A 23,460-nucleotide genomic window follows, 5' to 3' on the forward strand; every position below is an offset into this window, starting at 1 on the left:
GGCCGGCATTTTTTTATGTTTTCAATGGACGGATTTTGTCGAATTATGCTATTATATCCCTATTTATGGTACAATGTGAATACATTTTGTCAGAACGAAAAAGTAGGTGAATGTATTTGCGAGTATTGGAAAAAGCTCCGGCAAAAATTAATTTATCTTTAGATGTTTTACATAAAAGATCTGACGGATACCATGAAGTGAATATGGTCATGACGACCATAGATCTAGCTGATCGAATCGAGCTGAAGCTTCTTGATGAAAATAAAATACGTATCATATCGCATAATCGATTTGTGCCAGATGATGATCGGAATTTAGCTTACCAAGCGGCACAGCTTTTAAAGGACCGTTTCGGGATTCAAAAGGGTGTGGCAATCACGATTTCAAAGTGCATCCCTGTTGCTGCGGGCCTTGCAGGAGGGAGCAGTGATGCAGCAGCAACGTTAAGGGGATTAAATAAACTATGGAATTTGGATCTTTCCCTTGATGATCTTGCGAAACTTGGAGCAGAAATTGGTTCAGATGTTTCTTTTTGTGTTTACGGAGGCACAGCTGTGGCGACCGGAAGAGGCGAAAAAATTGAGCTGATTGATCCTCCTCCGCATTGCTGGGTCGTATTGGCGAAGCCTGATATCGGTGTGTCCACTGCTGAAATTTACCGACATTTGAAGATAAATGACATTGAGCATCCTGATGTTAGTGGAATGGTCAAAGCGATAAAGGATCAAAATTATCAAGAAATCTGTGCGAAGCTTGGAAATGTCCTTGAGTCGGTCACAATGAAGATGTATCCGGAAGTTGCTTTGATTAAAGAACAAATGAAACGTTTTGGAGCTGATGCTGTTTTAATGAGCGGAAGCGGACCGACAGTATATGGACTTGTTCAACACGAGTCGAGGCTTCATCGTGTTTATAACGGCTTGAGGGGATTTTGCGATCAAGTGTATGCAGTCAGAATGCTTGGGGATCGGATAGCCCTTGATTAAATGCGAATATTAAGTTATATTTACTTTAAAAACATTCGGAATTTGGAGGTTCGTCTATGAAATTTAGACGCAGTGGGAGACTTGTCGATATGACACACTATTTGCTTCATCATCCACATGCGCTCATCCCATTAACTTTTTTCTCTGAACGGTACGAATCAGCTAAATCCTCCATTAGCGAGGATTTAGTGATCATAAAGCAAACCTTTGAGCAACAAGGGATCGGAACTTTAATCACAACCCCAGGCGCAGCTGGCGGTGTCAAATTTATTCCGAAGGTGACGAGGGACGAAGCAAATGGAATTATTCAAAGACTGTGCGAGAAAGTCTCAGACCCCAGCCGGCTTTTACCTGGAGGTTATTTATATTTAACAGATTTACTGGGAAATCCAAAAATGATGAATCAAATCGGGCGTTTATTTGCTTCGGTTTTTGCGAATCGTACAATTGATGTCGTCATGACTGTAGCTACGAAAGGAATCCCAATTGCTTATGCAGTTGCCAGCTATTTGGATGTTCCCTTTGTCATCGTTCGCCGTGACAATAAAGTGACAGAAGGGCCGATGGTAAGCATTAATTATGTTTCAGGCTCTTCGAAAAGAATCCAAACTATGACGCTTGCAAAGAGGAGCTTAAAAGAAGGATCGAATGTGTTAATTGTTGACGACTTTATGAAGGCCGGAGGAACGATCAACGGCATGATCAGCATGCTGTCTGAATTTGGCGCAAACGTTTCAGGAATTGGGGTTCTTGTGGAATCAGAAAGCGTGGATGAACGGCTTGTAAATGAATATATTTCCATTTTAAAACTTTCCGATATGAATGAAAAGGAACGATCCATACAAGTTAGTAAAGGAAATTATTTCGATTTCCTCTAGCATAAAAATAATGAATCGTAAGGGAGTGTTTCAAAATGAAAGTCGTTTCAACAAAAAAGGCTCCGGCTGCAATCGGACCATACTCTCAAGGAATTATTGTGAATAACATGTTTTATAGCTCTGGACAAATTCCTTTAACCCCTGAAGGAAACTTGGTACAAGGAGATATTAAAGAACAGACTCACCAAGTTTTCGCGAATTTAAAGGGTGTATTGGAAGAAGCAGGCGCTTCGTTGGAAACTGTCGTCAAAGTAACCGCATTTTTAAAAGATATGAACGATTTCGCTGCTTTTAATGAAGTATATGGGGAATATTTTCAAACGCATAAGCCTGCTCGGTCATGTGTGGAAGTTGCAAGACTTCCGAAAGATGTCCTCGTTGAAATTGAAGTGATTGCTTTAGTTAAATAAAAGGTTGATTGTTCAGGATCCGTTTTGCGAATCGGATCCTTTTTTATTTTTTTATTTTTCCCAAAAATTTTTTGTGTGAAAAGAAGGAAAATTTAAAAATCCGTTGAATTGTTGAATTATGGTTACTAAAGTTTTTGCGAAGAAAAAGGTGGTGAACAGGATGGAAGTGACAGATGTAAGATTGCGCCGCGTCAATACAGAAGGTCGGATGAGAGCGATTGCGTCCATAACATTGGATAATGAATTTGTCGTCCACGATATACGTGTAATTGACGGAAATAACGGCCTTTTTGTAGCAATGCCTAGTAAACGTACACCGGATGGAGAGTTTCGAGACATTGCACATCCTATTAATTCAAATACTCGCGGTAAAATTCAAGACGCTGTTCTAGCTGAATATCACCGTTTAGGTGAGACGGAAGATTTTGAATATGAAGAAGCAGGGGCTTCATAAAAATATGATGTAAAAGAAGGGGCTTAAAGCATTCAGCTTAAGACCCTTTCTTTTTTAAAGGATCTGTTCACTAATACGATTTAGTAAACGTTTGCAAAAGAATAGATGGCCTCCTTTGTTTTTCTTACATACTCAATTGTTATGCAGCTATTGATCATCAAGTCTGATGGTTGTATAGGAAATGGTATTTGTTTCAAAAATTAATGTTCATACATCGGCATTTGAAAAAACGAAGAAATGCAGAGCTGTAAATCGTAAATCAACTTCGTTGAACAACAATGCATCCAAGTATAACCTTCTACGTTCAGCCACTGTCAGAAAATCTGGTTCATCGAAAGGAAGCAATCGAATAAATCAAAAAAACTTTAGGCAATATTGTTCTGCTGAAATGAATTTTTTTTGTGTTAAGGCCTCCAATCAGGTGTTCTTTTCCTTCTTGTTTTTTCGTCAAAGTATCAAAACCGGCCTTTAGAGAAGAGGGAAGAAGCATAAAATTTAGGGCTTCCTCGTAGATTTTTAATAAAATTCCTATCCTATTTCTGTACCTTTTTCGAGAAAAATAGAGTGAAACGGAAATTTACGGAATCACACAAGATTTCTTGAAATAGAACATTATTTAAGATAAGATTTTTATGGATAAAAAGGGTATTGGAGGCCTATAAATGGAGAAATGTTTTGCAGTCATCTTAGCAGCCGGGCAAGGAACAAGAATGAAATCAAAGCTCTATAAAGTGCTGCATCCTGTTTGCGGTAAACCTATGGTACAGCATGTGATAGACAATGTTTCCAAGCTTCAAGTTGACGAAATCATTACCGTCGTCGGTCATGGTGCGGAAAAAGTAAAATCAGAGCTCGGCGAACAGACATTGTATGTTTTGCAGGAGCAGCAGCTTGGAACTGCTCACGCTGTTTTGCAGGCGGCTCAATATCTTGAGGGGAAAGAAGGAACGACAATTGTTGTTTGTGGCGATACGCCGCTGATCACCAGCGAGACGTTTGAAAAATTGTTAAAGCATCATCTGGAAACGAAAGCAAAAGCCACCATTCTGACAGCAGAAGCGGATGATCCGACTGGATATGGACGAGTGATCCGCAATGAAGAAGGGCTGGTTGAAAAAATAGTTGAGCATAAAGATGCTACAGAAAGTGAACGTCTTGTGACAGAAATTAATACGGGAACTTATTGCTTTGATAACGCTTCCTTATTTGAAGCTTTAAAGCATGTCAATAATGACAATGCGCAAGGCGAATATTATTTGCCGGATGTAATTGAGATTTTGAAGGAAAAAGGCGAAATCATTTCAGCGTTTCAAACAGATTCTTTTGAAGAAACGTTAGGGGTAAACGACCGCATAGCGCTTTCGCAAGCGGAGCTTATTATGAAAAGGCGAATCAATCAAAAGCATATGAAAAACGGAGTTACAATTGTCGATCCTGATAATACATATATATCAGCAGATGCAGAGATCGGACAAGATACTGTCATTTATCCGGGTACAGTCATTATCGGTAAAACGGTCATCGGAGAGGAATGTGAAATCGGTCCCAACTCCGAAATTAAAGATTGCCAAATTGGCCATAATACGAACATCCGTCATTCTGTTGTTCATGACAGTCAGATCGGAAATCAGGTTAACATCGGTCCGTTCGCACACATTCGCCCAGCCTCCGTTATTGACGATGGAGTAAAAATTGGGAATTTTGTCGAAGTCAAGAAATCTAAAATTGGAAAAGAATCGAAAGCATCCCATTTAAGCTATATTGGAGATGCAGAAGTTGGGAATGGGGTGAATCTTGGCTGCGGTTCGATAACAGTTAACTATGACGGGAAAAATAAATATTTAACGAAAATCGAAGACGGAGCCTTTATTGGATGTAATTCAAACCTTATTGCGCCGGTTACGATTGGCGAAGGAGCATATGTAGCAGCCGGATCAACTATTACAGATGACGTCCCTGGCAGCGCATTATCGATCGCAAGGGCTCGTCAAGTGAATAAAGAGAGATACGTCATCGAAAAAATGAATGGTAAAAAATCGTAATTTGGAGGGTCCCTTTACAATGACAAAAAATCGTTATAAAGACGAAAATTTAAAAATCTTTTCTTTAAACTCAAACGCAGCCCTTGCCAGGGAGATCGCGGATATAGTAGGAGTCGATTTGGGAAAAAGTTCGGTTACGAGATTTAGTGACGGGGAGATTCAAATTAATATTGAAGAAAGCATTCGCGGCTGCGATGTATACGTGATCCAATCGACAAGTGATCCAGTCAATGAGCATTTAATGGAATTGCTCATTATGATTGATGCGCTTAAACGTGCATCTGCCAAAACCATTAATATTGTTATGCCATACTATGGTTATGCGCGGCAGGATCGGAAAGCACGTGCAAGAGAACCTATTACTGCTAAGCTTGTTGCGAATTTATTGGAAACTGCAGGCGCGACAAGGATGATTACTCTTGATTTGCATGCTCCGCAAATCCAAGGTTTCTTTGACATTCCTATCGATCACTTAATGGGAGTGCCGATTTTAGCAGATTATTTCTTGGAAAAACGCTTTGATGATATTGTCATTGTTTCTCCTGATCATGGCGGTGTGACGAGAACACGAAAAATGGCAGATCGGCTGAAGGCGCCAATTGCCATAATCGATAAGCGCCGTCCTAAGCCAAATATGGTTGAAGTTATGAACATTGTTGGGAATGTCGAAGGCAAAACAGCCATTTTAATTGATGATATCATCGATACAGCAGGAACGATTACGCTTGCGGCAAATGCTCTAGTAGAGCATGGGGCAAGGGAAGTTTATGCCTGCTGTACACATCCGGTGTTGTCTGGACCTGCGATAGAACGAATTCAAAACTCGAAGATTAAAGAGTTAGTCGTAACGAATTCAATCGCTTTGCCGGAAGAGAAAAAAATTGAAAAGCTGATTCAGCTTTCTGTCGCTCCATTGCTAAGTGAAGCGATCATCCGTGTTCATGAAAAACAATCGGTCAGCGTGCTTTTTGACTAATATTTTGTCTTTGACTTTTAAACGATTTTAGCAGATTATAATATTATAGGGATCTTCTTTGCGAGTTGTGAGTTGATTATTTCTTTCATTAGCATGTTTAGACTTTGTGATGATGGGAAACCAATAGTAGTAAGAAGGCTTTTTTCGAATTGAGTTATTAGAAAAAAAGTCTGAAAGAAAGGGGATTACCATGACAGCAGTCATACATGCAAAAGAAAGAAAATCATTTACCAATTCGTCAAGAAGAAAAGCTAGAAAGCAAGGACAAATTCCTGCCGTAATTTACGGAAAAAAACAAGAGAACAAAGCGATTTTAGTGAGCGAATCGGAATTGTTAAAAATTTTGCGCGAACAAGGGCGCAATGCGATGTTGAACATTCAGCTTGACGGCGAAAACCATCAAGCCCTCCTGTACGAACTGCAGCATGACCCAATGAAAAACACGATTATACATGCGGATTTTTATGTTTTCGATATGGATGATGAAGTAGATATCGAAGTACCAATTGTCTTAATTGGAGAAGCAAAAGGAGTAAGAGAGGGCGGTGTGCTGCAGCAGACAACACATGAGGTGGAAGTGAGAGCGAAACCTGCTCATATTCCTTCGGCGATTGAAGTCGATGTAACAAACTTAGAAATAGATGATACAATCCATGTACAAGATATTCAAACAGATGGACAGTTTAAAATTTTAGATGAGCCTGAAACGGTTGTGGCAACCATCCTGCCGCCGGAAAATGAAGAATTGGATACGGCTGATGAGCAAAAAAGTGAAGAGAAGGAAGACGGAGCTGTAGAAGAATAAATTAGGCGTAACCTATTTTGGTTACGTCTTTTATGCTATTAATTGTCATCTCACTATCATAAAAAAATTGGGGGACATTTCATGAAAGTAATAGCAGGTCTTGGAAATCCTGGAAAAAAATACGAACAAACTAGACATAACGTTGGGTTTATGGTAATTGATGAATTATCAAAGCGTTTAAACATATCTTTAAATGAAAGCAAATTTAACGGGATATACGGTATCGGTCATTTTTCAAATGAAAAGATATTATTGATAAAACCGCTTACATTTATGAATTTATCGGGTGAATGCATTCGTCCTTTACTGAATTATTACAATGTCCCAACTGAACAGTTGGTTGTAATATATGACGATTTAGATTTGCCTGTAGGCAAGATTCGCCTTAGAATGAAAGGGAGTGCTGGTGGTCACAACGGAATGAAATCTATCATTCAGCATTTAGGTTCGGAAGATTTTAAACGGATTCGAATTGGGATTGGCCGTCCGAAACACGCGATGGATATCGTCGACTATGTATTAGGAAAATTTACAGAAGAAGAAATGCACCATATTCAACATTCCGTTGATCGATCGGCTAGTGCATGTGAAAAATGGATACACACGCCATTCTTAGAAGTCATGAACGAATACAATTAACAAACGTATAAAAATGGCTCCTGCCGTTCATAATAATCATAAAACCTTTCATTCCACAAGTGCAGGAGGTTGGAGGATGGCGCTTCATTATTATTGCCGCCATTGCGGAGTCAAAATTGGTAGCATTGAAAAATCTGTTTTTAGCGTCGATTTAGGATTTCATCATTTAACGAATGAAGAGCGGAAAGAAATGATCGAGTATCTTCCAAACGGTGATATTCATGTCAAAAGTATTTGTGAAGATTGTCAGGAGGCGCTAGAGCGAAATCCCGATTTTCATCAATATGAAAATTTTATACAGTAAAAGCTTTGGAAACTTGATTTCAAAATTTCCAAAGCATTTTTATATTTGTCGAGAGGAGGCTGGAGATTGGAAAGCCTGTATCAATTTTTTTATGCGCAAAACGACTTTCAAGCAGTTGTAGACGGTATAAAAGAAGGTTTGAAAGAACAAATGGTAGCCGGACTTTCTGGCTCAGCAAGGTCTGTATTTATTTCCGCTTTTTACAAAGATGTCAAACAACCGATGCTGGTTGTGACGCATAACCTTTATCAAGCCCAGATCATTTATGAAGATTTAAATAATTTACTAGGCGATTCCGTCTATTTGTATCCTGTAAATGAATTGATCGCATCTGAGATCGCAGTCGCAAGTCCAGAGCTAAAATCACAAAGGATGGAAGTGTTGAATCGTTTATGTAAAGGTGAAAAAAGCATCGTTGTAGCCCCTGTTGCTGCATTAAGACGAATGCTCCCACCGAAAGAGTTATGGAAAAGCCATCAGCTTTCTATTTCTGTTGGAGGAACATTTGAATTAAACGAGAAGCTTCCGCATCTTCACTCAATGGGATATGAACGTGTTTCCATGGTGTCTGCTCCTGGGGAATTCAGCGTGCGCGGTGGAATTATTGATATTTATCCTTTAACGGAGGAACATCCTATTCGCATCGAACTATTTGATACGGAAGTAGATTCAATCCGAACGTTCAGTCTTGAAGACCAAAGATCGATTGAAATGATTCAAGAAGTGACAATCGGACCGGCAGAGGAAATCATTTTAACGGACAGCCATTATGAAAAAGGAATGAAGCAGTTAGAAACGGCTTTATCAAACAGCTTAAAGAAATTGAAAAAAGATGAGCACAAAAATTTATTTATAGAAAATATCCGCTATGATCTGGAAAAATTGCAAAATAGGCAGAAGGATCAGGAGTTCTTTAAATATTTTTCATTCTTTTATGACAAACCTGCTAGTTTGCTAGATTATTTCCCTGCGGATACAGTTATTGTCATTGATGAAGTAAGCCGTGTGCATGAAATGGTTGATCATCTTGAGAATGAAGAAGGAGAATGGTTTACTTCTTTACTGGAACAAGGGAAAATTGTCCATGATGCGAAAGTGTCCCATAAATACTACCAGCTTATACGTGACACATCTTATCCAATTGTTTATTTATCACTGTTTTTGCGGCACGTCCCCTATACAAACCCGCAAAATTTGATGAACGTGTCTTGCAAGCAGATGCAAAATTTCCATGGACAAATGCACTTGTTGAAATCAGAAGTTGATCGCTGGATCAAGGCAAATTACACCGTAGTTTTTCTCGGTGCAAATGATGAACGGACCAAAAGACTTGAACGGGTGCTTGGAGACTATGAGATTGAAGCGGTCATTTCTGATTCAAACCACATTCTGTCAAAGGGGCTGCACATTTTAAAAGGAGATTTACAGACAGGCTTTGAACTTCCTTTAGGACGACTTGCGGTCATAACGGAAGAAGAACTTTTCAAAAAGAGGGTTAAACGAAGACAGCAAAGGCAGAAGCTTTCAAATGCAGAAAGAATTAAAAGCTATTCTGAGCTTGAAGTGGGAGATTATGTCGTACATGTTAATCATGGGATTGGAAAATATCTTGGAATTGAAACTTTAGAAATTAACGGTATACACAAAGACTACCTGCACATTCGTTACCAAGGAAATGACAAACTGTATGTTCCAGTTGAACAAATTGATCAAGTTCAAAAATATGTGGGCACAGAAGGAAAAGAGCCGAAAATTTACAAATTAGGCGGAAACGAATGGAAAAGAGTCAAGAAAAAAGTGGAATCGTCTGTTCAAGATATTGCTGACGATTTAATTAAACTGTATGCTGAGCGGGAAGCAAGCAAAGGCTATGCGTTCAGCCCTGATTCGGAAATGCAAAGGGAGTTTGAAGCAACATTCCCTTATAAAGAAACAGAAGATCAGCTTCGTTCCATTCAAGAGGTGAAAAAGGATATGGAACGGGAGCGGCCGATGGATCGACTTCTTTGCGGAGATGTCGGATATGGGAAAACCGAGGTGGCGATTCGGGCTGCCTTCAAAGCGATTATGGATCAAAAACAAGTTGCCTTTCTTGTTCCGACAACCATTTTAGCGCAGCAGCATTACGAAACGATCAGGGATCGTTTTCAAGATTACCCAATTAACATTGGTGTATTAAGCCGCTTCCGGACGAGAAAAGAGCAGAATGAAACGATTAAAGGCTTGAAAAATGGAACGATCGATTTAGTCATTGGAACACATCGTTTGCTTTCCAAAGATGTTCAATTTAAAGATTTAGGCTTGTTGATTATTGATGAGGAGCAGCGATTTGGAGTTACACATAAAGAAAAAATAAAACAAATGAAAGCAAACATTGATGTGTTAACTTTGACGGCAACTCCGATTCCAAGAACACTCCACATGTCCATGATCGGCGTGCGTGATCTATCAATTATTGAAACTCCTCCAGAAAATCGCTTTCCTGTTCAAACATATGTAGCGGAATATAACCCAATGCTTGTGAAAGAAGCGATCGAACGTGAATTAGCGCGAGGAGGTCAAGTATACGTTTTATATAACCGGGTTGAGGATATCGACCGGAAAGCCAATGAAATCTCTATGCTTGTTCCAGATGCAAGAGTAACCTTTGCACATGGAAAAATGTCTGAAAATGAGCTTGAATCGGTAATATTAAACTTTTTGGATGGCCAATATGACGTGCTTGTCAGCACAACTATTATTGAAACAGGAGTGGACATTCCGAATGTAAATACATTGATTGTTTATGACGCCGATAAAATGGGGCTTTCTCAGCTCTATCAATTGCGCGGGCGTGTCGGTCGTTCCAATCGTGTCGCTTACGCATATTTTACTTACCGGAAGGACAAAGTTTTATCAGAAGTTGCTGAAAAACGATTGCAGGCCATTAAAGAATTTACTGAATTAGGTTCAGGTTTTAAAATTGCGATGCGTGATTTGGCCATTCGGGGAGCCGGTAATTTGTTAGGTCCTCAACAGCATGGCTTCATTGATTCGGTAGGTTTTGATTTATATTCCCAAATGCTGAAGGAAGCGATCGAACAACGGAAAGGTGAACGGCCAAAAGAGACAAAAAGGGAAGTTGAAATTGAGCTTGAATTAGATGCCTATATTCCGCAGTCTTACATTGATGATGGAAAACAAAAGATTGACATGTACAAAAGGTTTAGAGGCATCGAAACGTTTGATGATTTACAGGAACTGCATGAAGAATTATTGGACAGATTTGGCGAGTATCCAAAGGAAGTAGACTTTTTGTTTAAAGTAGCGAAGCTAAAGTTATATGCACGGCAAGAAAAAGTCGAAGTCATTAAACAAACGAAAGATCTTATCACGATTCTTATTTCAGAGGAAGCAAGCAGCTCCTTTGACGGACAAAAATTGTTCGAGCTAACGGATGAATTCGGTCGCATAGTCGGGTTTGGCATGGAAGGGAAAAGGCTGAAATTAACATTGCAAATTCATAATTTAGAAACTGAAAAATGGCTGTCTATTTTAATGAAGCTGTTGGCAGGCTTAAAAGACGCAAAGAAAGAAGAAGTTTCTGCCGGCTAATATTGAAACAGGGTTAAAATGGAAATGCTGGCAATGGGTTTTTAAGCGGTGTTTGGAAAAAATTCGCTTTCATCATGTATATTACGTGGTTAGTGAAGGATACTAATTTCAACGATGGTGATTGTTCCAAAAATGGAAAAAGGGCAATCACTACTTTACTAATCTTTAGATGAAAGTGAGGCAGCATAAGATGAAAGCAACTGGTATCGTTCGACGGATTGATGATTTAGGCCGTGTAGTCATTCCTAAAGAAATTCGAAGAACATTGCGTATCCGTGAAGGCGACCCATTAGAAATTTTCGTTGACCGAGATGGTGAAGTAATACTGAAAAAATACTCCCCAATCAGTGAATTGAGTGATTTTGCGAAAGAATATGCTGAAGCGTTATTCGATAGCTTAAACAGCCCCGTTCTCATATGTGATCGTGATGCTATTATTGCTGTTTCCGGAGTTTCGAAAAAAGAGTATTTGAATAAAAATATAAGCGAGCTGCTGGAACGGGTGATGGATGAACGGCAATCGGTTTTCATTTCAGAAGAAGAAGAAATTGAAATCGCTGATGGTGTAACAGAACAAGTAAAATCTTATTGCATTGGACCGATCATTGCAAACGGTGATCCTATCGGGGCTGTTGTCATATTTTCGAAAGAGCAGCCTTTAACAGAAGTAGAAAGTAAGGCAGTTGAGACAGCCGCTAGTTTTTTGGCAAGACAAATGGAACAATAAAGGGAATAATTACTTTTTTACTTCTTCCACAAGCAGACTGTCTCCAACACCACGTTAATAAAAGAGACCACAGAATTCACAACAGTTTCTGTGGTCTCTTCTTGTGCGCCCGGCATGGGTGTAATCTATAGGGTGAAAGTCCCGAGCTGCGAAGGCAGAAGTAGCAGTTAGCTTAACGCAAGGGTGTCCGTGGTGACGCGGAATCTGAAGGAAGCGAGCGGCAAACTTTGGGTCTCTCGGAACACGAACTTCATATGAGGCTAGGTATCACTGGGTGAGTTTGCAAGACAAAACAAAGCCCTTTCTGCCGAAGGTGATACAGAGTAAATGAAGCAGATGGATGGAAGGAAAGATTACACTCTTACCCGGGGAGGTCTGGCTGGCACGCCAAGTAACCTTGGTAACCTATCTAGTGATAGATAGCTGAACAGTCAGAAGTCAGCAGAGGTCATAGTATTAGTTGGTCTAGAACAACTAAGAAGGACCGAACAATTAAGAGAGAATAGCCCTTGGCATTCAGTGAGTCATGATGAACACAGAAAACGTAGTACCTCACTTGAGGGAGGAAGCGGTGAATCCCGTGGGAGATCTCTTGGAGGGTGGAGTGACCACTGGCATAAAGAGAACAGCTATTCACGGAAGTTATAAAGACTTGCGTCAATTATCTTAATTGAACCGCCGTATACGGAACCGTACGTACGGTGGTGTGAGAGGACGGGAGTTAATCGCTCCCTCCTACTCGATTATTTCCACTCTTCACGTATTTAACGAACGACGGCGCTACCTGTTTAAAACATCTTTCGGATGGAAAGCTACAACGTAAAACATGATTGTGTTGGATGGATTTATTTCCATCATTTTCAAAGTTCATCTATATGATATTTCGACACGGTTTGTTGAAGTTCTGGTTTTCCTCTTTAGGAACAGACTAAAACCTTTTGTTCCTCTAATTCACCTTCTTATTTTGGGGAATTTTTCTAAAATCCTGCCGGTGAATTTGCCAAGAAAGCTCATCACTTCGAAGGGCGGACAGCCAATTCCCTTCACAATAGTCAACAGGATAGCAGGCATTTCATCGCTGTTAAATTTTATTGAGCGTGGCAAGGAGCAGAAAATAAACCTTTCAGGAAGGGTGTCTCTAGGTTTGCGATAACCACGAAGGTTAAAAATGGGGTATGTGTTAGATTTTTTTTATTTACGGAACTTATGCCGGAATTTGGACTTAAAAGCCGTGAAGTTTAGCCGAGCGCTCTAAAGATTCTCTTTCGGCCGAATGTGGACGAGATTATGTTATAATATGCTGGAAAAAGATGAAGCATGAATTTTGGAAGGAGTAAACGTGTGATTCAAAATGTGCCTCAAGCAAGAACGAACAAATTTTTGCAAGGTGCGGTTTTATTGACGGCTGCTGGAATCATTACGAAAGGATTAAGTGCTATCTACCGAGTTCCTTATCAAAATATTGTAGGGGATATCGGCTTTTATATTTATCAGCAAATATATCCGTTTTTAGCAATTGTCATGGTTTTATCGACAACGGGATTTCCGGTTATTCTGTCAAAGCTGCTGAATGAGTATAGCGATGGCAGCAATTTTAAAAATTTCCGGAAAATATTGGTCGTCTGTTTTTCTTTTTTTGCTTTGATCAGTCTGTTTTCGTTCACGAGCTTGTTTTTAGGAGCTGACAAGCTTGCCCGTTGGATGGGTGATCCGAAACTGGCGCTTTTATTAAAAGCGGCTGCATGTTCGTTTCTGTTTTTTCCATTTATTTCAATGCTAAGAGGCGTTTTTCAAAGCTGCCATGAAATGCTGCCGGTATCTTTGTCGCAAATCGTTGAACAAGCTATACGGGTCGGTGCTTTTTTATCGATCACTTGCTATTTCGTTTATAAAGGATTCGATCTTTATGAAACAGCTGCCGGCGCCATTTTTAGCTCCCTCATTGGGTATATCGGGGCGTTTATGCTTTTGCTTGTATATTGGAAAAAAAGAGTGCCGTTACCGCTTTCCCGATCATCGAAAGAAGCGGCTGTATCTGTGAAAAAGATCTTAACCAAATTGCTGATTTATACTGTGACCTTTTGTTTGACGAGCATGCTGATGATTTTTATGCAATTGGCAGATTCATTTCAGTTGTATAAACTGATGGTCAACAGCGGTGCAGATCCTGAAGCAGCGAAAATAGCAAAAGGCATATATGATCGGGGACAACCGCTATTGCAGGTAGGAACGGTTGCAGCTACATCTCTTGCATTGTCTCTTGTTCCGCTTATTTCATCGTTTCGGCATAAAGCATTTCAATATATTCAGCAGCATGTCGCCTTATCTTTTAAAATTTGTTTGATTGTCGCCATCGGGGCTACGGCAGGTTTAATTTCCATCATCGAGCAAGTTGATTTCATGCTGTTTGCCGATACAAAAGGGGCGGGCGTATTATCGGTGTTCAGCATTTCGATTTTATTTAGCTCGGTTGCGATAACGTCTGCCGGCATTTTGCAAGGAGTCAATGAAACCGTCTGGCCGGCTTTATCTGTTTTAGCCGGAGTAGCCGTGAAAATCTTACTCAATGAATGCTTCATTCCGTTTTTCCATACATACGGGGCGGCATTGGCGACTGTTTGCGGATATGGAGTCGTGTGCTTGTTGAATCTAGCGGTTTTAAATCGGAAAAAATATAAGTTAGCTTCTTTCAAGGCTGTATGGAAAATGATTGGCTCTGCTGTTGTCATGTTTTTATCGATCAAGCTTTACTTTTTTCTATTTGATTTTTTTATATCAGACGAAACGCGTATGAGCGCTTCCATTCAATCATTGACAGCTGTCGTTTTCGGAGCGGCTGTGTATATGTTTTTCATCATCCAATCAGCCATTTTTACAGGGAAGGAAATAGAGAGCTTGCCTTTTAAAAATAAGATCAGTGCATGGAAAGAGAGGAAGGAAAATGGATAAGCAAATTACGATTGTTGGCCTGGGCGCGGGGGATGTCGATCAGCTGCCGCTAGGGGTTTTTAAAATTTTGACCTCCAGTCTGCCGCTATTTGTAAGAACAGAGGATCATCCTGTTTTAAGTGAAATTAAAGACGAAATTGGCTCGTTTCAGTCTTTCGATTCCGTTTATGAAATGTTTGATCAATTTGAAGATGTTTATGCGGAAATTGCAAAAAAACTATTGGAGGAAGCAGAAAAATATCAGCATATCGTATATGCGGTACCTGGACATCCGCTTGTTGCAGAAAAAACCGTTCAGCTTTTGCTGAAGGAAATGGAGCAAGGAAAAGTAAATGTGTCGATACAGGGCGGACAATCGTTTTTGGATGCAATGTTTCAAGCTCTGCGCATCGATCCTGTCGAAGGCTTGCAATTCATTGATGCGCAGGATATGAAGCGGGAAGAGCTTTCCTTTCGGCAGCATTTGATTATTTGCCAAGTTTATGACAAGATGATTGCATCGGATGTGAAATTGACGTTAATGGAAGACTTGCCGTTCGATTATGAAGTTTACCTCGTAACGGCTGCAGGGAGCAAATACGAGGACATTAAAAAAGTTCGATTATATGAAATGGATAGATGTGTAGAACTGAGCAATTTAACATCGTTATACATCCCGCCGGTCAAGGATGAACAATTGCTGTATCATCGCTTTTCAGCGTTGCGAAACGTCATTCGAACACTTCGCGGGCCAAACGGCTGTCCGTGGGATCGAAAGCAAACCCATCAATCATTAAAGCGGTACTTAATTGAAGAATGCTACGAGCTGATTGAAGCTATTGATGAAAATGATATTGATCATATGATTGAAGAGCTCGGAGACGTTTTGCTTCAGGTGGTGCTTCATGCCCAAATTGGAGATGACGAAGGATTTTTTACCATTGATGATGTGATTCGCATGTTAACAGATAAAATGATCCGCCGCCATCCCCATGTTTTTGGCAATGTCGAGGCACAAAATGCAGAAGAAGCTGTAAAGAACTGGGAGGAAGCAAAAAAATCTGAAAACAGGAATGAGAGCGAATCACTTTTAGATTCTGTTTCAAAGGCGCTCCCAGCTCTGTCAAAAGCTTATCAATATCAAAGAAAGGCGGCGAAAATCGGTTTCGATTGGCCGGATGTACTGGATGCTTGGGAGAAGGTGTCAGAAGAACTGCAGGAGTTTAAAAAGGAAATCGATAATGGAGATGGCGGAACGGAAAAAGCAAAAGAAGAGTTCGGCGATATTCTGTTTGCTCTTATTAATGTTGGAAGATTTTACGAAATTGAGCCTGAAGAAGCATTAGTCATGACAAACGAAAAGTTTTCGCGGAGATTTCGGTTTATAGAACAAAAGGCCCGTGATGCTGGGAAAAATTTAAAAAGTATGTCTTTGGCAGAAATGGATCAATATTGGGAAGAGGCTAAAATGAAAGAGAGGGATCGGACATGAGATTAGATAAATTTTTAAAAGTATCGAGGCTGGTGAAAAGACGCACGCTTGCCAAGGAAGTGGCAGATCAAGGAAGAGTGACAATCAACGGGCATCCAGCAAAAGCGAGCTCCAATGTGAAGGTTGGCGACGAGCTGTCCATTCAATTTGGACATAAGGTAGTGACAATAAAAATCGAATCTATAAATGAAACAGTAAAGAAGGAAGAGGCAAAAAATCTTTATACCATTTTGAAGGAAGAACAAAGGACAGATTTATAAAACGCTCCCTGTATTGTACAAGGAAACAACAAGGCTTGTTCTAAACCCTGCACATCTTACATAAAAATGTAAAAGGAAAGCATCCATTAATTAGAGTGCGGGGGGATGATAATGAGCCAGTATTATGGCGGTAACCATTCACATAAAGAAACCGTGCAGGAGCATAATGTAGTCATGAAGGACCGGAAGCTGTTAGATATTTCTGGCGTGAAGCAGGTGGAAAGCTTTGATAATGAGGAATTTTTGCTTGAGACGGTAATGGGTCCGCTCGCGGTTCGGGGAGAACATTTACAAATGAAAAACTTGGATGTCGATAAAGGCGTCGTATCCATAAAAGGAAAAATTTATGAAGTTTCTTATTTAGATGATTTCAGCTCGGAGAAGGCTAAAGGCATTTTTAGCAAGTTGTTTAAATGACCCTTACCACTCAATTTTACACCATGATTGCGATGATCGGCATGGGCAGTTTTCTAGGCGCCGCACTTGATACTTACAATTTTTTTTTAAAAAGATGGGATCGAAAAAGGTGGGTTGTTTTTTTAAACGATTTAGTATTTTGGGCGGTTCAAGGACTTTTAACTTTTTATGTTCTATTGTATGTAAATCAAGGGGAATTAAGATTTTATGTATTTTTAGCACTTTTATGCGGTTTTGCCGCCTATCAAAGCCTCCTACGGAACGGATACATGGCATGTTTGCGGATTATGATAAAAATCGCTGTTTCTATATACCAATTTTTTGTAAAAATCGTTTTACTGCTTCTTATCAATCCTATTAAATGGATAGTTCATATGGCGATAGCATGTTCTATGTCTCTTTTACTATTTTTATGGAAGGTTATCAAATGGTCTTCACAACTCTTATTCAAGTTATGTAAAATATTATTAGCGCCATTACTATGGGGATTGAACATACTTTGGGGAAAAGCTCCTCAACCAATAAAGCAAAAGATGCTGCATTCGAAACAAATCATAGAAGGAATATTCATAAATATAAAGAATATGTTACGTAAGCTGTATCGTCGGTTCCGCTAAATTTAGGAGGGATTGCAGGAATGAGAGAGAAACGAGAGTTGAATGTAGCTATGCTGCAGCAAACAAATGAACCTGGACAAGAAGTTAAAGCTGAGATGAGACAAAGAAGAAAACGAGGGCTAATTCGACGGTTAGCTGCATTTGGTATAATGGCTGTTACTTGTATTGCGATTATGGCGTCAACGCTCGTTTCTCAATCAATTGCTATTAATAAGAAGCTTGAAGAAAAAAAACAGCTTGAAACAAAACTGGAGAATTTAAAAGAAGAGGAAAAAGATTTGAAGGCGGAAATCATCAAGCTGAAGGATGAAGAATATATCACAAAGCTTGCAAGAAAAGATTATTTTTTATCTGATGAAGGAGAAGTCATTTTTAATATTCCGGGGAATGAACAGTAATATTGACCCCGTTTTTTTATTTTTGTATAATTAAATAAATTATTTTTAATTTTTTTATGATTTAAGGAGGAGCATTTTTTTTATGTCAATTGAAGTTGGCAGCAAGTTACAAGGTAAAGTAACTGGCATTACGAATTTTGGAGCATTTGTGGAGCTGCCAGGAGGCTCAACAGGACTTGTTCATATTAGTGAAGTTGCTGACAATTACGTGAAAGACATTCATGATCATTTAAAAGTCGGCGATGAGGTTGAAGTCAAGGTTATTAATGTAGAAGAAGACGGAAAAATCGGATTGTCCATCAAAAAGGCAAAAGATCGTCCAAAAAAACATGATCATCGTTCCAAAGAAAGTTTTGAGCAAAAAATGAGCCGCTTTTTAAAAGAGAGCGAGGACCGTCTTGCTTCACTTCGGCGTCACACTGAATCAAGACGAGGAGGGAGAGGAGCAAGAAGGGGGTAACTTGCTGCTGTTAATGTTATAGATGATCGCAGACCGCCACCTGAAGATTCAGGTGGTGTATTTAAATTGTCCGAAAATTATTTTTTTATTTTATTGTTGACGGCTCTCATGTTCATATGTATTATAGAACATGTGCGTATTTTACATGAACATAAAGATGCAGTTGATTTGGCGGCGTAGCTCAGCTGGCTAGAGCGTACGGTTCATACCCGTGAGGTCGGGGGTTCGATTCCCTCCGCCGCTACCAATTGAATATTGGCCCGTTGGTCAAGTGGTTAAGACACCGCCCTTTCACGGCGGTAACACGGGTTCGAATCCCGTACGGGTCATGAGAAGAGGCTCTTTCTTTAAAAGAAAGAGTCTTTTTTTTATGGAAAAGTTTAAAATTTTGTATTTATATAGGATAGATAAATTTAATTTTTCACCGATTTCAACAAGTTCCGACTCATGTTTTTCGGCTTTCGCTTTTAAAACGGACCAACACGCTGTTACAATCATCTCTTTGAAATGACGCGACTCAATGTCTCAATGGGCTGCTCTGTTCCTTTTAAAAGATTTGTCGTCTATAACAGAAATCGTCGAAATATTCTTATAAACAATTTCCTCCTTTTGACAAATTCCTTTATGAAAAGCTTGTATAATGACTATCAATTACGGTAGTAGGAGGAGTGTCGCTATAATGGAAAAAGTTGAGAGAAGATTTCTGATACCTTTTGCCAATGTCCAATTGGAAAGAACACAATCACTTCTATGGAGATCTTGGAAAAGAGCGGGGCTGCATTTGCATTCTTTTCTGTTTCACAAAGGGTTTGTTTATGTATTGGTCGGGTTTTTGCTGGGGAGAGCTTTTATTTTATCTGAAATTATTCCGTTCGCCCTTCCTTTTTTTGGAGCTGTATGGCTTTTAAAAAGGGACAAGGCATTGCTTGCTGCACTATCACTAATTGCAGGGGCATTCACCATCTCATTGGAATTATGTTTGTTAGTGCTTTCTTCTATATGTATATTTCTTTTGCTTCATAAAATGACTAGTTTTTTCATTAAAACAGATGAAATAAAAATATTGCCTTTTACGATTTTTTCGGGACTTGCTGCCAGCCGCCTTTTATATTCAAAGTTAACTGCAGGATTTATCAGCACGTACGATCTTTTAATGACAGGGGTTGAGGCAGGTCTGTCGATCATCCTGACGTTGATTTTTTTGCAGAGCATCCCGCTTCTTTCAGTGCGGAAATATAAACAAACTTTACGAGTCGAAGAGATTATCTGCTTGATGATTTTGCTTGCGTCCGTCATGACGGGCTTAGTTGGAATCAGTTACCAAAATATACAGGCAGAACACGTTCTTTCACGATATATTGTCCTATTGCTCGCTTTTACCGGAGGTGCAGGCATCGGATGTACAGTTGGTGCTGTAACAGGTTTGGTGCTTAGCCTGGCGAATGTTTCCAATTTGTATCATATGAGCCTACTTGCATTTTCAGGTTTATTGGGAGGTCTGCTAAAGGAAGGACAAAAAGCAGGAGCGTCAGTTGGCCTGATCATTGGCTCACTTTTAATCACGCTATATGGAGAAGGATCGGCTGATGTTTGGACAACCTTATGGGAATCGGGCGCCGCGGTTTTGCTGTTTTTACTGACCCCGAAAAGCTTTACAGAACAGCTGGCAAAGCATATTCCTGGAACAAACGAGCATGTTTTGGAGCAGCAGAAGTATGTTCGAAATATACGTGATATAACTGCTCGGCGGGTTGATCAATTTTCTAACGTTTTTCGGGCATTATCTGAGAGCTTTTCGACTTTTTACCCGGAGGATGGAGAGGATATAGAAAGAGAAACGGATTTATTTTTAAGCAAGATCACCGGACAGACATGCCAAACTTGTTTTAAGAAGGAGAAATGCTGGGTCAACAATTTTGACCAGACATATCAATTAATGAAGCAAGTGATGAATGAAACGAAAGAAAAGACGTATGCAAATAATCGCAGATTGCAGAAAAAGCTTCACAGGCATTGTTCGAAGGCTAATCTAGTGGTCGGGACGATTGAGCAGGAAATGCACTTTTTAGAAGCGAATCGGAAATTAAAAAAGCAAGTGCAAGAAAGCAGAAGATTGGTAGCTGAACAGCTGCTAGGAGTTGCTCAAGTAATGTCCGACTTTTCTCGGGAAATGAAAAAGGAACGGGAACATCATTTTCTGCAGGAAGAGCAAATTTTCTATGCTCTTCAAAACTTCGGTTTAGAAATTGGCCATATTGATATATACAGCCTTGAAAAAGGGAACGTCGATATAGAAATGAGCATTCCGTATTGCGGCGGCCATGGAGAATGTGAAAAAATTATTGCTCCGATGCTTTCCGATATATTAAACGAAATGATCATCGTGAAAAATGAAGAATGTGCAGGTTATCCAAATGGATTTTGCCACGTTGTGTTCGGTTCTGCAAAAGCATACAAAGTGGAAACGGGTGTTGCTCATGCTGCAAAAGGAGGAGGTCTTGTTTCAGGCGACAGCCATTCCATGATTGAATTGGGCGTCGGAAAATTTGCCATAGCCATTAGCGATGGAATGGGGAACGGGGAAAGGGCTCATTTTGAAAGCAATGAAACGATTAAATTGTTGGAAAAAATTCTTCAATCAGGCATTGATGAAAAAATTGCTATCAAAACCATCAACTCTATATTGTCGCTGAGAACGACAGATGAAATTTATGCAACATTAGATTTGTCTATCATTGATTTACAAAGCGCCAATTGCAAATTTATGAAAATCGGATCTACTCCGAGTTTTATTAAACGAGGAAATAAAATTATCAAAATCGAGTCTAGTAATTTGCCGATCGGCATTATCGATGATTTTGAGGTGGACATTGTAGACGAACAGCTAAAAGCAGGAGATTTATTAATTATGATGAGTGACGGAATATTTGAGGGACCAAGGCATGTAGAAAATTATGATTTATGGATGAAAAGAAAAATAAAAGAAATAGAGACTGATGATCCACAAGAAATAGCCGATTTAATTATGGAGGAGGTGATCCGCTCCAGATCGGGGGCAATCGATGACGATATGACGGTTGTGGTGGCTCGAATTAATCATAATACACCGAAATGGGCGGCGATTCCTGTTTCAAATTTTTATAAATCGAAAAAGATAAGCTGATTTTCTGCCATGCTTAGTATAAAACGTTTTCCTTCTGGTGAGGATGGTAATAAATCATTGACCAGGAGGAGGAAAAATGAGAAAAGGGACATTAAAACAAATTTTGTTGTTAACTGACGGATGCTCAAATCATGGTGAAGATCCAATTGCTATGGCGGCTTTAGCTAAGGAGCATGGGATTACTGTCAACGTAATTGGGATTTTAGAAGAGAATGTGATAGATCAAGATGCAATGCAGGAAATAGAAGGAATTGCTGAGGCAGGGGGAGGAGTGAGCCAGGTAGTTTATGCCCATCAGCTTTCACAAACAGTACAGATGGTCACTAGAAAAGCGATGACACAAACATTGCAGGGAGTTGTTAATCGTGAATTAAAGCATATTTTAGGAAAATCAACTTCTATTGAAGAGCTGCCGCCTGAACAGCGTGGTGAAGTTATGGAGGTTGTGGAAGAGCTTGGTGAAACGGTCAATTTAGAAATTTTAATTCTCGTAGATACGAGTGCAAGCATGGGGCCAAAGCTTCCAACGGTAAAAGAAGCGCTTTTTGATTTATCCATTAGCCTAAATTCAAGAATAGGCAATAATCAATATTCGCTGTTTATATTTCCTGGGAAAAGATCAGAAACAGAAATTTTATTGGATTGGACTCCGAAACTGGATTCTTTATCAACCATTTTTCCAAAATTAACGACAGAAGGATTGACACCAACTGGTCCGGCGATAAAAGGAGCTATACAACATTTTAAACAAAAACGCTCATTGAGGGGAATGCTCGATGATGAATACCTCGATGAACAAAGCATGTAAAGTTCTTCCCGGTACCATTATTAAAGGAAAATGGCATGGAAACACGTATCGGATATTAAAAATGCTGGGGTGCGGAGCAACAGGGTCGGTTTACCTTATTGAATCCAGTAAAGGGTATGCAGCTTTAAAAATAAGTGAAAATAGCATGGGAATCACTTCAGAAGTAAACGTGTTAAAGAGACTGGCCAAGGTCCAAGGTTCGTGCCTTGGGCCTTCTTTGATCGATGTGGACGATTGGTTTAACACAGCTAGCGGAAAGATGCTTCCGTTTTATGTTATGGAGTATGTTAAAGGTGAACATTTTATCCAGTTTATTAAAAATAATGGTGCGATTTGGATTGACGTGCTAATCTTGCAGCTTTTGTCCAATTTGGAGGAGCTTCATCAGTCAGGCTGGGTTTTTGGTGATTTAAAGCCTGACAATCTAATTGTTACAGGACCTCCTCCCAAAATTCGCTGTATTGATGTAGGTGGCACAACGATAAACGGTAGATCCATTAAAGAATTTACAGAGTTTTTTGACAGGGGATACTGGGAATTGGGGACGAGAAAAGCTGAACCGAAATATGATCTTTTTGCAGTCGGTATGATTATTATCAATGCTGTTTTTCAAAAACGCTTTTCAAAAAAAGGAAACAGTAAGGAGCAATTGATGCAAATCATTAACTCCCATCCTTTTTTAAACGAAAGAAAACAAGTGTTGACGAAAGCTTTATTTGGCTCCTATTCATCCGCTTTGGAAATGAAGCAGGATCTTTTGCATCATGTTTCAAACGCTAATTTGCAAAGAAAGAGAAATGTACAAGCACAATCTAAAACGAAAAGGACAGCTAACAATCGAAAAAGAAAGAAAAAGAAAAGCAAAGGGCTGATCGAAACATTGGTGATCATGGTTTGCCTGGCATTTCTATATTCTTTATATATTTTTGCGACACTTCTGTAAATGGCTGCTGCTTGTTTAAAGCGGCAGTGCTTTTCCCCCTTCTCATGCTTCCGCGAGTGCCCCGACTATTTCAAAAAATGTCCGATCTGAACTGCTTCCCTTTTAGGAAAATAACAGTAAAATGCAAAAGGCTTTGTCTTTGCAGAAGGCAGGCAAATA

The 23,460-nt window shown here is 39.6% G+C and carries 20 protein-coding genes and 2 tRNA genes; all 22 read left to right on the forward strand.

What is annotated here, in order from left to right; translation table 11 throughout:
• Nucleotides 1–116: 116 nt before the first annotated feature.
• Nucleotides 117–986: a 4-(cytidine 5'-diphospho)-2-C-methyl-D-erythritol kinase gene (gene ispE / locus NSQ41_RS00270; RefSeq protein WP_063387585.1), complete on the forward strand. Its 870-nt coding sequence runs from the start codon at nt 117–119 to the stop codon at nt 984–986.
• A 56-nt stretch (nt 987–1,042) separates the two neighbouring features.
• Entirely contained in the window at nt 1,043–1,864 is an 822-nt protein-coding gene (gene purR, locus NSQ41_RS00275) for a pur operon repressor (RefSeq protein WP_063387584.1), read from the forward strand.
• A gap of 35 nt (nt 1,865–1,899) precedes the next feature.
• A complete protein-coding gene (gene ridA, locus NSQ41_RS00280; RefSeq protein ID WP_063387583.1) occupies nt 1,900–2,274 on the forward strand; it encodes a 2-iminobutanoate/2-iminopropanoate deaminase in 375 nt (124 codons plus the stop codon).
• Nucleotides 2,275–2,434: 160 nt separating this feature from the next.
• Nucleotides 2,435–2,728: a septation regulator SpoVG gene (gene spoVG, locus NSQ41_RS00285; protein WP_063387582.1), complete on the forward strand. Its 294-nt coding sequence runs from the start codon at nt 2,435–2,437 to the stop codon at nt 2,726–2,728.
• Between the two features lie 662 nt (nt 2,729–3,390).
• Nucleotides 3,391–4,770 (forward strand): bifunctional UDP-N-acetylglucosamine diphosphorylase/glucosamine-1-phosphate N-acetyltransferase GlmU, encoded by a 1,380-nt coding sequence (glmU, locus tag NSQ41_RS00290; RefSeq protein ID WP_066247215.1) that lies wholly within the window; start codon nt 3,391–3,393, stop codon nt 4,768–4,770.
• Nucleotides 4,771–4,789: 19 nt separating this feature from the next.
• Complete coding sequence (locus tag NSQ41_RS00295; protein WP_063387580.1) at nt 4,790–5,746, forward strand: ribose-phosphate diphosphokinase; 957 nt, start codon at nt 4,790–4,792, stop codon at nt 5,744–5,746.
• 190 nt (nt 5,747–5,936) lie between these two features.
• Complete coding sequence (locus NSQ41_RS00300) at nt 5,937–6,551, forward strand: 50S ribosomal protein L25/general stress protein Ctc (protein WP_339210748.1); 615 nt, start codon at nt 5,937–5,939, stop codon at nt 6,549–6,551.
• Between the two features lie 81 nt (nt 6,552–6,632).
• Complete coding sequence (pth, locus tag NSQ41_RS00305) at nt 6,633–7,190, forward strand: aminoacyl-tRNA hydrolase (RefSeq protein ID WP_063387578.1); 558 nt, start codon at nt 6,633–6,635, stop codon at nt 7,188–7,190.
• Nucleotides 7,191–7,266: 76 nt separating this feature from the next.
• A complete protein-coding gene (locus tag NSQ41_RS00310; RefSeq protein WP_327864071.1) occupies nt 7,267–7,494 on the forward strand; it encodes an anti-sigma-F factor Fin family protein in 228 nt (75 codons plus the stop codon).
• Nucleotides 7,495–7,560: 66 nt separating this feature from the next.
• Entirely contained in the window at nt 7,561–11,088 is a 3,528-nt protein-coding gene (gene mfd, locus NSQ41_RS00315) for a transcription-repair coupling factor (RefSeq protein WP_339210750.1), read from the forward strand.
• Between the two features lie 190 nt (nt 11,089–11,278).
• Nucleotides 11,279–11,815 (forward strand): stage V sporulation protein T, encoded by a 537-nt coding sequence (gene spoVT, locus NSQ41_RS00320; RefSeq protein WP_063387575.1) that lies wholly within the window; start codon nt 11,279–11,281, stop codon nt 11,813–11,815.
• 1,341 nt (nt 11,816–13,156) lie between these two features.
• Complete coding sequence (locus tag NSQ41_RS00325; RefSeq protein ID WP_339210752.1) at nt 13,157–14,764, forward strand: polysaccharide biosynthesis protein; 1,608 nt, start codon at nt 13,157–13,159, stop codon at nt 14,762–14,764.
• On the forward strand, nt 14,757–16,235 hold the full coding sequence (mazG, locus tag NSQ41_RS00330) for a nucleoside triphosphate pyrophosphohydrolase (protein WP_339198222.1): 1,479 nt from the start codon (nt 14,757–14,759) through the stop codon (nt 16,233–16,235). Before NSQ41_RS00325 ends, mazG begins: the two co-directional genes overlap by 8 nt.
• The gene (locus NSQ41_RS00335; protein ID WP_063387573.1) at nt 16,232–16,495 is read left to right on the forward strand and encodes an RNA-binding S4 domain-containing protein; all 264 of its coding nucleotides are present in this window, start codon (nt 16,232–16,234) and stop codon (nt 16,493–16,495) included. Before mazG ends, NSQ41_RS00335 begins: the two co-directional genes overlap by 4 nt.
• Before the next feature lie 111 nt (nt 16,496–16,606).
• Entirely contained in the window at nt 16,607–16,912 is a 306-nt protein-coding gene (yabP, locus tag NSQ41_RS00340) for a sporulation protein YabP (RefSeq protein ID WP_063387572.1), read from the forward strand.
• A gap of 637 nt (nt 16,913–17,549) precedes the next feature.
• Nucleotides 17,550–17,927, forward strand: a complete 378-nt coding sequence (locus NSQ41_RS00345; RefSeq protein WP_063387570.1) for a septum formation initiator family protein — start codon at nt 17,550–17,552, stop codon at nt 17,925–17,927.
• Nucleotides 17,928–18,009: 82 nt separating this feature from the next.
• Complete coding sequence (locus tag NSQ41_RS00350; RefSeq protein WP_063387569.1) at nt 18,010–18,387, forward strand: S1 domain-containing RNA-binding protein; 378 nt, start codon at nt 18,010–18,012, stop codon at nt 18,385–18,387.
• Nucleotides 18,388–18,557: 170 nt separating this feature from the next.
• Nucleotides 18,558–18,634: transfer RNA gene (locus tag NSQ41_RS00355), tRNA-Met, on the forward strand.
• Nucleotides 18,635–18,644: 10 nt separating this feature from the next.
• Nucleotides 18,645–18,716, forward strand: a tRNA-Glu gene (locus tag NSQ41_RS00360).
• 350 nt (nt 18,717–19,066) lie between these two features.
• A complete protein-coding gene (gene spoIIE, locus NSQ41_RS00365) occupies nt 19,067–21,550 on the forward strand; it encodes a stage II sporulation protein E (RefSeq protein ID WP_094244844.1) in 2,484 nt (827 codons plus the stop codon).
• Between the two features lie 76 nt (nt 21,551–21,626).
• A complete protein-coding gene (locus NSQ41_RS00370; RefSeq protein WP_066247229.1) occupies nt 21,627–22,358 on the forward strand; it encodes a VWA domain-containing protein in 732 nt (243 codons plus the stop codon).
• Nucleotides 22,327–23,301 (forward strand): serine/threonine protein kinase, encoded by a 975-nt coding sequence (locus NSQ41_RS00375; RefSeq protein ID WP_066247232.1) that lies wholly within the window; start codon nt 22,327–22,329, stop codon nt 23,299–23,301. Before NSQ41_RS00370 ends, NSQ41_RS00375 begins: the two co-directional genes overlap by 32 nt.
• Nucleotides 23,302–23,460: the final 159 nt, after the last annotated feature.

The sequence above is a fragment of the Aeribacillus sp. FSL K6-8210 genome (assembly GCF_037963925.1).
Lineage (GTDB): Bacteria > Bacillota > Bacilli > Bacillales > Aeribacillaceae > Aeribacillus > Aeribacillus composti.

Bases quoted from the DNA above. Each gene is read 5' to 3' on its own strand.
- NSQ41_RS00300 (WP_339210748.1), top strand. From the start codon at position 5,937: ATGACAGCAGTCATACATGCAAAAGAAAGAAAATCATTTACCAATTCG.
- NSQ41_RS00335 (WP_063387573.1), top strand. From the start codon at position 16,232: ATGAGATTAGATAAATTTTTAAAAGTATCGAGGCTGGTGAAAAGACGC.
- yabP (WP_063387572.1), top strand. From the start codon at position 16,607: ATGAGCCAGTATTATGGCGGTAACCATTCACATAAAGAAACCGTGCAG.
- NSQ41_RS00345 (WP_063387570.1), top strand. From the start codon at position 17,550: ATGAGAGAGAAACGAGAGTTGAATGTAGCTATGCTGCAGCAAACAAAT.
- NSQ41_RS00375 (WP_066247232.1), top strand. From the start codon at position 22,327: ATGATGAATACCTCGATGAACAAAGCATGTAAAGTTCTTCCCGGTACC.
- spoVT (WP_063387575.1), top strand. From the start codon at position 11,279: ATGAAAGCAACTGGTATCGTTCGACGGATTGATGATTTAGGCCGTGTA.
- spoIIE (WP_094244844.1), top strand. From the start codon at position 19,067: ATGGAAAAAGTTGAGAGAAGATTTCTGATACCTTTTGCCAATGTCCAA.
- ridA (WP_063387583.1), top strand. From the start codon at position 1,900: ATGAAAGTCGTTTCAACAAAAAAGGCTCCGGCTGCAATCGGACCATAC.
- purR (WP_063387584.1), top strand. From the start codon at position 1,043: ATGAAATTTAGACGCAGTGGGAGACTTGTCGATATGACACACTATTTG.
- spoVG (WP_063387582.1), top strand. From the start codon at position 2,435: ATGGAAGTGACAGATGTAAGATTGCGCCGCGTCAATACAGAAGGTCGG.
- NSQ41_RS00350 (WP_063387569.1), top strand. From the start codon at position 18,010: ATGTCAATTGAAGTTGGCAGCAAGTTACAAGGTAAAGTAACTGGCATT.
- NSQ41_RS00310 (WP_327864071.1), top strand. From the start codon at position 7,267: ATGGCGCTTCATTATTATTGCCGCCATTGCGGAGTCAAAATTGGTAGC.
- NSQ41_RS00370 (WP_066247229.1), top strand. From the start codon at position 21,627: ATGAGAAAAGGGACATTAAAACAAATTTTGTTGTTAACTGACGGATGC.
- NSQ41_RS00295 (WP_063387580.1), top strand. From the start codon at position 4,790: ATGACAAAAAATCGTTATAAAGACGAAAATTTAAAAATCTTTTCTTTA.
- mazG (WP_339198222.1), top strand. From the start codon at position 14,757: ATGGATAAGCAAATTACGATTGTTGGCCTGGGCGCGGGGGATGTCGAT.
- glmU (WP_066247215.1), top strand. From the start codon at position 3,391: ATGGAGAAATGTTTTGCAGTCATCTTAGCAGCCGGGCAAGGAACAAGA.
- pth (WP_063387578.1), top strand. From the start codon at position 6,633: ATGAAAGTAATAGCAGGTCTTGGAAATCCTGGAAAAAAATACGAACAA.